10 protein-coding genes and 1 pseudogene are annotated in these 11,355 nt (G+C 30.8%); 4 read left to right on the top strand and 7 right to left on the bottom strand.

Features of this window, described 5'->3' with window-relative positions:
• Both ACIQ11_RS05140 and can read left to right on the top strand, forming a co-directional pair.
• Window positions 1-498: pseudogene (locus ACIQ11_RS05140) on the top strand (SulP family inorganic anion transporter); the annotation flags it as partial.
• Window positions 499-510: 12 nt separating this feature from the next.
• Window positions 511-1,155, top strand: a complete 645-nt coding sequence (gene can / locus ACIQ11_RS05135) for a carbonate dehydratase (protein ID WP_353079079.1) — start codon at window positions 511-513, stop codon at window positions 1,153-1,155.
• Between the two features lie 4 nt (window positions 1,156-1,159).
• On the opposite strand, the gene ACIQ11_RS05130 is transcribed toward can, so the two are convergent.
• The 4 genes from ACIQ11_RS05130 to ACIQ11_RS05115 are packed head-to-tail and all read right to left on the bottom strand — an operon-like array spanning window position 1,160 to window position 4,206.
• Window positions 1,160-2,122, bottom strand: coding sequence for a sodium-dependent bicarbonate transport family permease (locus ACIQ11_RS05130; protein WP_396149893.1), 963 nt, complete (start codon window positions 2,120-2,122; stop codon window positions 1,160-1,162).
• A 1-nt stretch (window position 2,123) separates the two neighbouring features.
• Window positions 2,124-3,086 carry an L-threonylcarbamoyladenylate synthase gene (locus tag ACIQ11_RS05125; RefSeq protein WP_396153429.1) on the bottom strand — a complete coding sequence of 321 codons (963 nt, stop codon included), beginning with the start codon at window positions 3,084-3,086 and terminating at the stop codon, window positions 2,124-2,126.
• A 3-nt stretch (window positions 3,087-3,089) separates the two neighbouring features.
• A complete protein-coding gene (locus ACIQ11_RS05120; protein WP_396153427.1) occupies window positions 3,090-3,872 on the bottom strand; it encodes a DUF6671 family protein in 783 nt (260 codons plus the stop codon).
• A 55-nt stretch (window positions 3,873-3,927) separates the two neighbouring features.
• Window positions 3,928-4,206: a hypothetical protein gene (locus tag ACIQ11_RS05115; protein ID WP_396149887.1), complete on the bottom strand. Its 279-nt coding sequence runs from the start codon at window positions 4,204-4,206 to the stop codon at window positions 3,928-3,930.
• Between the two features lie 96 nt (window positions 4,207-4,302).
• Between ACIQ11_RS05115 and ACIQ11_RS05110 the strand changes: the two genes are divergently transcribed.
• Complete coding sequence (locus tag ACIQ11_RS05110) at window positions 4,303-5,226, top strand: LysR family transcriptional regulator (protein ID WP_396153425.1); 924 nt, start codon at window positions 4,303-4,305, stop codon at window positions 5,224-5,226.
• Here the strand turns inward: ACIQ11_RS05110 and ACIQ11_RS05105 are convergent.
• Window positions 5,223-6,413 (bottom strand): LETM1-related biofilm-associated protein, encoded by a 1,191-nt coding sequence (locus ACIQ11_RS05105; RefSeq protein ID WP_396153423.1) that lies wholly within the window; start codon window positions 6,411-6,413, stop codon window positions 5,223-5,225. The two genes, ACIQ11_RS05110 and ACIQ11_RS05105, sit on opposite strands and share 4 nt — an antisense overlap.
• Window positions 6,403-7,464 (bottom strand): DUF3810 domain-containing protein, encoded by a 1,062-nt coding sequence (locus ACIQ11_RS05100; RefSeq protein ID WP_396153421.1) that lies wholly within the window; start codon window positions 7,462-7,464, stop codon window positions 6,403-6,405. Before ACIQ11_RS05100 ends, ACIQ11_RS05105 begins: the two co-directional genes overlap by 11 nt.
• Window positions 7,465-7,577: 113 nt before the next feature.
• Between ACIQ11_RS05100 and ACIQ11_RS05095 the strand changes: the two genes are divergently transcribed.
• Window positions 7,578-9,044: an aminoacyl-histidine dipeptidase gene (locus ACIQ11_RS05095; RefSeq protein ID WP_396153419.1), complete on the top strand. Its 1,467-nt coding sequence runs from the start codon at window positions 7,578-7,580 to the stop codon at window positions 9,042-9,044.
• Window positions 9,045-9,098: 54 nt separating this feature from the next.
• On the opposite strand, the gene carB is transcribed toward ACIQ11_RS05095, so the two are convergent.
• A partial coding sequence (carB, locus tag ACIQ11_RS05090; protein WP_396153417.1) for a carbamoyl-phosphate synthase large subunit occupies window positions 9,099-11,355 on the bottom strand: 2,257 nt, incomplete at its 5' end.

Raw genomic sequence — 11,355 nt, 5'->3', positions numbered from 1 at the left:
CATTTTTGGGAAAAAGGAAAATATCAATTTATTCCATTTATAGCTACTTTTGGTGCTGTAGTTTTTACAGATTTATTAAAAGGTGTGGCTTTAGGAATGATTATTAGCGTTATATTTGTTTTAAAGGGTAATATGAAACGAGCTTATCATTTCAAAAAAGAAGAATATCACGATGGCGATATTATTCATATCGATTTAGCACAGGAAGTTTCGTTTTTGAACAAAGCGGCAATAAAAACAACATTATCTGAAATACCAGAAAATGCTTTTGTAACCATTAATGCATCAAATACTGTTTATATTGCACACGATATTTTAACTTTGATTACAGAATTTGCAGAAGTTAATGCAAAAGAATTAAATATTGATGTGAAATTAGAAGGTTTTAAAAAAGCATATAATTTAGAAAATAATGAATATTTTAAAAGCACTGTAACTTTTGAAAAAAAATACAATGCATTGAAACGAAAAGTAGAAATAGTAAGAAGTAATAAATAAAAATATAGAAAAATGAGTAATGATTTTTACAAAAAGATTTTAGACAACAATAAAAAATGGGTTGAAAATCAATTAGCAATTGATGTAGAATATTTTAAAGATTTAGCTAAAGGACAACAACCACCTTTATTATGGATTGGCTGTTCAGACAGTCGTGTGCCAGCTAACGAAATTATTGGAGCAAAACCAGGTGAAGTTTTTGTGCACAGAAATATTGCAAATATGGTTATTCATAGTGATATGAATATGCTGAGTGTATTAGATTATGCTGTAAATGTATTAAAAGTAAAACATGTAATTGTTTGTGGACATTATGGTTGTGGTGGAGTAAAAGCTGCTATGGGTAATCAATCTATTGGATTAATAGATAACTGGATCCGTCACATTAAAGATGTTTATCGATTACATGAAACATATTTAAATACTATTGAAGATGAAGAAGAACGATTTAATAAATTTGTTGAAGTCAACGCGCAAGAACAAGTATTTGATTTAGCGAAAACTTCAATTGTTCAAAATGCATGGAGAAATGGTCAAGAACTTACACTTCACGGTTGGACCTATGGTTTAAATTCAGGTTATGTAACCGATTTAGGCGTAAACATGAGTTCTAATGAAGAATTAGATGAAGTGTATCAATTGAAGTTTTCGAACTAAAAAATTACAAACATTTAATTAGTGTTAAGTAAATAGGCATTCCTATCGTAATATTTAAAGGAAATGTTACTGCTAATGTCATAGGTAAAAACAACCCTGGATTTGCTTTTGGCACGGCAATTTTCATAGCAGCAGGCACAGCAATATATGATGCGCTTGCTGCTAAAACCGCTAACATAAATCGATTGCCTATATCGTCCGTTACTATTTGACTGCATAAAGCTACAACACAACCATTAATCAAAGGAATAAACAGAGCAAAAAATACTGCAAACCAGCCGCTTTTTACAAAATCTCCTAATTTTTTACCACTTACAATTCCCATATCTAAAAGAAATATGGCTAAAAAACCTTTAAATAAATCATTTGTAAAAGGTTTTATTCCCATCGCCTGTTCTTCACTAGCAAGCAGTCCAATTACTAAACTACCTAAAATTAAAAGTACGCTTCCATTGGTAAAAGAATGCTTAATTAAAGATATAAGTGAGGTATTCGTTTCTTTTTTCTTATCAAACATTCGTATTAATATGACACCCACAATAATGGCTGGTGCTTCCATTAATGCCATAACAGCTACCATATGCCCGCTAAAAGTCATGTGTTGAATCTCTAAAAAAGAAGCAGCAGTTACAAAAGTTACCGCACTTACTGAACCATAAGCGGCAGCTATTGCACCGGCATCAAAAACATTAAATTTTCTTCTCAAAATAAAGAAGGAATATATCGGAATAATCAATGCGATAACTACACCGAACAAAACAGACCAAACAATTTCCAATGTAAATTCGCTATGAGCTAACTCCTGTCCGCCTTTAAATCCGATAGAGAATAATAGATATAGTGATATGAACTTAGAAGAATTAGGTGGTATTTCTAAGTCGCTTTTTAATTTTACTGCTACAATTCCTAAAATAAAAAAAAGTAACGCTGGGTTCGTGAGGTTTTCAAATAGTAAATCTAAATTCATTTTATTTGTTTTTAGTAGCTCGTTCTAAACGATCATTAATTGAGTTTCCCAAATCGATTTCTGGAAACTTTTGAGCAATAATTAGGTCTAAATTTTGAGTATCTAAACGATGCATTGCCGCATATAAATTAGCTGTAGCTTCCTTAAGACTCCCTTTCTTTGATAGAATCTCAACAACTACATCTTCTTTATCAATCGTAACATTATTAAATAAAAGCAATCCAATCCTTTTTGTTGGATATTTTTCAATCTCTTTTTTTACATCATTAACTAATATAGTTTTTGTTAAGGGCGCATAATGCCTGGTAAGCATTCCTGGTGCCTCTGGAGCATTCTCGTTTTTATTTTTAAGTAAAATTGGACCAATAACGCTTTCAATCTCTTCTCTTGAAATAGCTCCTAGTCTAAACAAAATTGGCTCTTCATTCTCAAATCCGATTATTGTAGACTCTATACCATTCTCACAATTACCACCATCTAAAACCAATGGAAGTGTATTTGAAAAATAATTTGCTACATGTTCTGCAGTAGTAGGACTAATAGAACCGAAAGGATTTGCGCTTGGAGCTGCTAATGGAAAATTTAGTTTAGACAATAAATCTAAAGTTAATGGATGATTAGGGATTCTAACTGCAACTGTATCTTTTCCGCCAGTAACCAAATCAGAAATAGAATTTCGTTTTTTTAACACAAGCGTTAGCGGACCAGGCCAAAAATTATTAGCTAATGATTTCGCTTTTAAAGGAATCTCCGAACATACCGCTTCTAAACAAGTTAAGGAATGCACATGAACGATTAACGGATTAAAAAATGGTCTTTTTTTGGTTTCAAATATTTTTTTTATTGCCTTTTCACTAAATATATTACCTGCCAAACCATAAACCGTTTCTGTTGGAATAGCTACTACTTCATCGTTTTCTAGCAGATTTTTCGCAAAATCTAAATCTTTTGAAATTTGAATCATAAATTATGGGTTACACGTGTCACAATAGGTTGGCTCTTCATAAGTAATACCTCTTGGAAACATTTTTTTATTACTAAAATGGCATTTTTTACATTGATACATATAATATAAAGTGGAGCGTGTAGGATTTTTACATAGCTCACACGGCAAACCTGAAACAGCATCTACAATATCAAAACCTGGTGTTTGACATGTAGGACAAAGTGATTTTATTTTTTCAATTAACTGCCATGTTGCTTTTTCAATTACTTTCATTCGAGTAGGATTGAACATGGCTCTCATATCCGTTTCTACATATACAAAACCATTCTTATTATTTAATTTATGAAATTTTTCTAGCAACTCGTTTTCAGATTGTATGCCTTTGAAAATAGTTGAAAAGTTAGTTTCATCTGATTTTAAAATTAGTGCATGAGAAGGAAAATTCACTTTTTCGGCAAAAGTCAGTAAATCTGTTTCATTAGAAATTTTTTGACCATTAAAATTGGTTTCCAAACTAATTTCTTTTGCTATAATTTCAAGATCATTTCTAAAATCTTTTAGCATTACTAATTCTTGATTAGCATGTGCAAAAAAAATAGACGGATGCGCTCCAAAAGAACCTTCACTAGCAATTACTAAATCAGATTTTGAGGCATTAGCAGCAAGGATACATTTATTTCTTAGTGTGGTTAAGGCATCATATTTTCGTTCAATTTCACCAGAAAACGTTCCTAAAGTATCCGTGTCAAATTGTTTAGATACAAAACAACTAATCGCAAGTTCTTTCTCGAGAATAGGAGTCATAACAAGCTCTTTTTTATGTTTTGTAGCAATTAGTACTTTTCGACCTGCAAACATATTATTCTTCTAAACGAATGGTTAGCGTACTATTAATTACCAATTTTTTATTTTTCTCTTTTGCACTGGCAATAACTTGTTTAATTTCATCTTTAGTTGCTATTAATTCTTGAATACGAACTTTTGAATGTGCCATTTCTTGATTAAATCGGATATGGTTACTGAAATCTTCTCTATTATGATAATCGATTTTATAATTAAGCAAAGCAATTAAAAGTTTGTCCGCGTCATCGAAAGTAAAAACACCATCAATAAATTTAAAGTCTTGTTCTTTTTCCATTATATTTTTGTGTTAAATAATTTTATGTTGCAAAATTGATATTTTTTATTCATAAATTTTTATTTATATTTGTAATGTAAACCATAACATATATTTATGAATTATACCTTACACCAACTTCAGGTTTTTTATAAAATAACAGAGACTTTAAGTATTACTAAAGCTGCCGAAGAATTATTTCTTACTCAACCAGCGGTTTCAATACAATTAAAAAATTTTCAAAACCAATTTGATATTCCATTAACAGAAATGGTGGGAAGACAAATTTATATTACCGATTTTGGAAAAGAAATTGCAACTGCAGCAGAAGCAATTCTTAATGAAGTATATGCAATAAACTATAAAACTCAAGCTTACAAGGGGCAACTATCAGGAAGATTAAAAATATCAGTCGTTTCAACAGGAAAATATGTAATTCCCTATTTTTTGAGTGATTTTATTAAAAATAATAAAGAAATAGAATTGGAAATGGATGTGACTAACAAAACAAAAACGTTAAAATCGTTAAAAAATAATGAAATTGATTTTGCTTTAGTTTCAATACTTCCAAAAGATATAGAAGTTGAATCGAAAATTATTTTAGAAAACAAATTGTTTTTAATAGGTAATAAATATGTAGATATTAATCCTAAAAATGATTTAGCTGAATACGCTGCAAATTACCCGCTAATATATAGGGAAGCTGGATCTGCAACAAGAATTACAATGGAAAATTATTTAGATCAAAACGGAATTAAACCAAATATGAAACTCCAATTAACTTCAAATGAAGCAGTAAAACAATCTGTAATTGCAGGATTAGGACTTTCGATAATGCCTCTAATAGGATTGAAAAATGAATTAGACAAAGGTGATCTTAAAATAATTCCAGTAAAAAAATTACCAATTGTTTCTAGCTGGCGATTAATTTGGTTAAAAGGGAAAAAATTTAGTCCAGTCGCAAATGCTTATCTAAAACACATAAATGCCGCCCACGAAGAAATTAAAAACGAATATTTTTCTTGGATTTCGAATTATTAATCTTTTAAATTTTCATTAAAAGCAGAAGGCAATAATTGTGGTATAAACTTTATTAAAATTGGCAATAATAAACCACCCCCCGGAAGTAAAAAAATAGTAAGAGAAGGAATGCTTTTGCAGATGTCTAATAACTGTTTTTTTACTTTCTTTTTTTCCTCAAAACTCAATTCATTTTGAGTTGATTTCCCTAATAACTTTACTAATTCTTTGCTCTCTGAAAGCTCTTTAAGTAAACGGGTTTTATTCCTACTTACTAACTTTGCAATATTATCTTGGGTGTTCGTGTAAAATTGCTTTACCGGATGATTTAAATTATAAAAAGGTAAATTATTTTTATTTTTATTTATAAATTCAACTAATTCATAACCAGTGTTTTGATTTATTTTATTTAAACCTAATTTTAAAGCAAATTCTGAAAGAAAAACTTGCTCGTTTTCATACACAACACCATCACTTAACAACGTCATATGAGCAATTTCGTATAGATATAAACTTTCTAATTCAGACCGATTCCCTTCAAAAACAATATCAATAATTTCATTATCATTTATTTTAGAAACCTTAGAATATCGCAACGAATTTTCAAACATTTTCAAAAGCATTATGTCGTACTCCGATTTATGTTTTTTCACATTTAAAGAAAACATAATTAATACCAAACATTTTCGTTCTAAATTCTTAAAAAAATCAAGTGAAATCGATTTGTTTTTAATATAATATTCAAATGCCAAAACATCAATATACAACATAGAATTGGTTACTATATGTGTAAAATTCTTGGTCAAAATATTATCATTTGTTTGCAAACGTTCATTAATGATACTCTCTAATTTTTGGTAGGAATTAGATTGTGGCATAACTAAATTTAAAAAACTAAATTTACCTTTTGAAATTTGATCGTAAAAAGATAACAATTCATTTAAAAAAGCAGTTTTCGAATCCAACTTATGAGACTGAAACAAAGCAAGTAATGTGGCTAAAAAACCAACTTTCATTTTTTCTTCAGCATCCCATTTCGCATCATCTATGTCTGTTTTTAGATGATAGTTTACAACATAACCATAAATCAAACCACTTTTTTGAGAAGCCCTAAAGAATGACTCGTCGGTATCGTATGTAACGACATCAGCAGCATATTGTTGAATAAACTTTTCAATCCAACCGTTAATTGATGGGTTAATTTGCATGAATTATCTGGTGTTTTAAATCGTAATTAATTAATAATCCAACAAATTTGCTATAACTTTCCATTCCGTCTTTTTGTTGATTCATTTTTAAAAATGTGTCGTAAATGTATTCAAAAAAAGTATCAATCCAAGAATGGTAGTGTTTCCAAAAGGTTTTGTTTTCATTAAAATTTTCCAAAACACCTTTATTAATAAATACTTTATACGTTTTACTACTGCCTGCTTCCATTACTTCTAAATTATACAAACAATAATTCAAAGCAAAAGCAAAGGCAGAATATTTAAAATAAACATCCTTATTTTGCGAAGCAGCAATAAATCCAATAAAATTACAGTCACTTTCAGAGGCAATTCCGGTTTGATGTGCCATTTCGTGACAAATTGTTAATGGTGAAGTATATTTCGGCTTTAAATTATTTACCTGCGCTTCATTTGTAAATGGATTTAAATACCCTCCAAATCCCATATAACTCAATGGTAAACTAAAAATGGAGGATTTGATACTTTTATGTTGATAATGAATATGCGATAACGGTTTAGGTAAATTAGCATATCCGTTTAAAGCCATTTCATACATTTTTTGTTCTGAGTAGTTATAAACCACTTTCTTATAATGTAATTTTTCTATTTGAAGTTGCAAATGATTTGTTTCGGCAATTAATTTTAACGTCAAATTTTGCAATTGTTCTTTAGTATACTCTTTTTCAATTCCTATTTTTTTATGCAATGGAATTCTGTAATAATTCAATCCCCACAAAAAATGAAACAAGAAATACAAAATCGAAATAAAATTCAAAATAGTTAAACCGTTAGATTTCCAATTTTTAAAAAAACCAATTCTATTTTTATACAACCATCTTAGAACAAATAGTATCAAAATAATATAGAAAATATCACCTATAGAAAAAGGAATCCAACCTAAGAGTAATCGACTAATCTTAGAAAGATACAAATACAAGCCATTACTGTAAAAGCGCTCTACTACTTCTGGAAAAAGTGAAAGCACATTAATCAGAATAACTTGAATAATAAAAAAGTATAACTTCTTCACAAATTGAATTTAAATTGTAAATATAACTACAATTTCATTTATTAAGAAATTAAACTTTGTAACTTTGTATTTCAAAAAAATCTTATTAAATAATATAAAAAGACAATTCATAAATGAGTCAAGAAGTAAGAAATTTAGAACCAAAAGTACTTTGGAACAAATTTGCCGATTTAAATGCCGTACCACGTCCATCTAAAAAAGAAGAACGCGTTATTGCCTTTATGATGAAATTTGGTCAAGAATTAGGTTTAAAAACCATTAAAGACGAAGTTGGAAATGTAATTATAAAGAAACCTGCAACTGCCGGAATGGAAAATCGTAAAACCATTGTAATGCAATCACATTTAGATATGGTGCATCAAAAAAACAATGATACCGATTTTGATTTCGACACACAAGGTATTGAAATGTATGTAGATGGTGACTGGGTTCGTGCCAAAGGAACTACTTTAGGTGCCGATAACGGATTAGGTGTTGCTACAATTATGGCAATCTTAGAAAGTACCACAATTCCACATCCTGCCATTGAGGCTTTATTTACAATAGATGAAGAAACTGGTATGACAGGTGCAATGGGATTAAAAGGTGACTTATTAGAAGGTGAAATTCTTTTAAATTTAGACACTGAAGAAGATGATGAAATTGATATAGGTTGTGCTGGTGGAGTTGACGTAACTGCAGTTGCAGAATACGATGAAGAAGACACTCCTGCAGATGCTGTTGGTTATACCATTACTGTAAAAGGTTTAAATGGTGGGCATTCAGGTATGGATATCGACAAAGGTTTAGGTAATGCAAACAAAATTATGAACCGTTTATTATTTAATGGTTTTGAAGATTTTGGTTTACAAATTTCAACTATTAATGGCGGAAGCTTACGTAATGCTATTCCAAGAGAAAGTATAGCTGAAGTAGCCATTGCTCCTATTTACGATGAAGCATTTACGTTTGATATGCAAGAAATTATCAATGAAATAAAAGCTGAGTTTAAAACTACAGAACCCAATTTAGAAATTGTAATTGAAAAATCAGCAACAACACCTACTAAAGTTATGCCACCAATGGCACAGTTTTATATGGTTAGATCTATTTACGCAGCTCATAATGGCGTATATAGAATGAGTGCCGATTTTGATAATTTAGTAGAAACCTCAAATAATATCGCAAAAATCACAGTTGCTAATGGTAAATTAACCGTACAATGTTTAACGCGTTCTTCGGTAGAAACCTCAAAATTTGATTTAGCAAATGCCTTACGTTCCGCTTTCGAATTAATGGGTTGCGAAGTTACTTTTGGTGGCTCATATCCAGGTTGGACACCAAATGCTAATTCAGAAATATTAGATGTTTTAACTTCAATATACGAAAAACAAAACGGAATTAAACCGCACGTTGTAGCCTGTCACGCCGGATTAGAATGTGGGATTTTAGGAACCAATTATCCAGAAATGGATATGATTTCTTTCGGACCAACAATCAAAGGCGCTCACAGTCCAGATGAAAGAGCAAATATTGCATCTGCTCAAAAATATTGGAAATTTGTATTGGAAATTTTAGAAAATATTCCAGTTAGAAAGTAAAAAACAGCAAAGTAAAAAGTAAAAATCCCAATCTTTCAATTGGGATTTTTTTATTTATTTCGTTAAATACATTTTTCTTCTAGCGTACAAATCATAAAATTGATCATCTTTTAAATCATCAATAAATAAAATACTTTCGCCAGTTGATTTCATTTCTGGCCCCAAGGCTTTATTTACATTTGGAAATTTACTAAAAGAGAAAACCGGTTGCTTAATCGCATATCCTTTTAATTTCGGATTATAGGCGAAATCAGTAACTTTATTTTCTCCTAACATTACTTTTGTAGCGTAATTTACATAAGGTTCTCCATACGCTTTTGCAATAAAAGGTACAGTACGAGATGCTCTCGGGTTGGCTTCAATAATGTAAACAATATCGTCTTTAACCGCAAATTGAATATTAATTAATCCAACCGTTTTTAAAGCTACTGCGATTTTATTTGTATGATCTTTTATTTGTTGCATTACAAACTCACCCAAGTTAAAAGGAGGTAACGTAGCATTACTATCACCAGAATGGACGCCACAAGGCTCAATATGCTCCATAATTCCAATAATATAAACATTTCCATCTGCATCACAAATAGCATCGGCTTCAGCTTCAATAGCCCCGTCTAAATAATGGTCTAATAAAAGTTTATTTCCAGGAATCGATTTTAATAAATCAATTACGTGTTCTTCTAATTCTTGTTTGTTGATAACAATTTTCATTCCTTGACCTCCTAACACATAAGAAGGACGGACTAATAAAGGAAAATCTAATGTATCTGCAAGCAGCGTGGCTTCTTCAGCACTTTCAGCAATTCCAAATTGTGGAAATGGTATTTTTAATTCTGTTAATAAATCAGAGAACCTTCCTCTATCTTCTGCTAAATCTAAGGCATCAAATGAAGTTCCTAAAATTTTAATTCCGTATTTCGATAATTTTTCAGCTAATTTTAAAGCAGTTTGTCCACCTAATTGCACAATCACACCTTCTGGTTTTTCGTGCTGAATAATATCGTATATATGTTCCCAAAAAACAGGTTCAAAATACAATTTATCAGCCGTATCAAAATCTGTGGAAACCGTTTCTGGATTACAGTTAATCATTATCGTTTCGTAACCACATTCTTTAGCGGCCAAAACACCGTGCACACAAGAATAATCAAACTCAATTCCTTGTCCAATTCGATTTGGACCTGATCCTAAAACAACTACTTTTTTCTTATTTGTTACGATACTTTCATTATGAACGTATCTTGTACCATCTGCCTTTTCAATTTCGGCCTCAAAAGTAGAATAATAATAAGGCGTTTGTGCTTTAAATTCTGCGGCACAAGTGTCCACTAATTTATAAACGCGTTGAATATTCATTTCGTTACGTAATTTGTGAACTTGACTTTCCAAACATCTCATCATATGAGCAATCTGTCTGTCACCATATCCTTTTTGCTTGGCTTCTAACAATAATTCTTTTGGTAAAGAATCTACTTTATATTTGGAAATTTCTTTTTCTAAATGAAATAATTCTTCATATTGCTTCAAAAACCACATATCTATTTTAGTGATTTCGTGAATTCTATTCAATGGAATTCCCATCGCAATAGCATCATAAATCACAAAAACTCTATCCCAACTTGCATAGGTTAGTTTTTCGATAATTTGTTCGTAATTGGTATACCCTTTTCCGTCAGCTCCTAAACCATTTCGCTTAATTTCAAGTGATTGAGTTGCTTTGTGAAGCGCTTCTTGAAACGAACGCCCAATTCCCATTACTTCTCCTACCGACTTCATTTGTAATCCTAACGTTCTATCTGCACCTTCAAATTTATCAAAATTCCAACGAGGTATTTTTACAATCACATAATCTAAAGTTGGTTCAAATAAAGCTGAAGTCGATTTTGTAATTTGATTTTGCAATTCATCTAAATTGTAACCTAAAGCTAATTTCGATGCGATTTTTGCAATTGGATAACCCGTAGCTTTTGAAGCCAATGCCGAAGAACGAGATACGCGAGGATTAATTTCAATCGCAACGATATCTTCTTTGTCATCAGGCGAAACGGCAAATTGTACGTTACAACCTCCTGCAAAATTTCCGATAGAACGCATCATTAAAATGGCCATATCACGCATTCGTTGAAATGTAGTGTCTGATAAAGTCATCGCAGGCGCAACAGTAATAGAATCTCCAGTATGAATTCCCATAGGGTCCATATTTTCAATCGTACAGATAATTACCACATTATCGTTACTATCACGCAATAATTCCAATTCATATTCTTTCCATCCCATTAAAGCTTTATCAATTAAAACTTCATGAATTGGA

The organism is Flavobacterium sp. (genome assembly GCF_044361065.1).
GTDB lineage: Bacteria > Bacteroidota > Bacteroidia > Flavobacteriales > Flavobacteriaceae > Flavobacterium.
The sequence above is the reverse complement of the archived record's forward strand: the minus strand, read 5'-3'. Positions and strand labels throughout refer to the sequence as shown.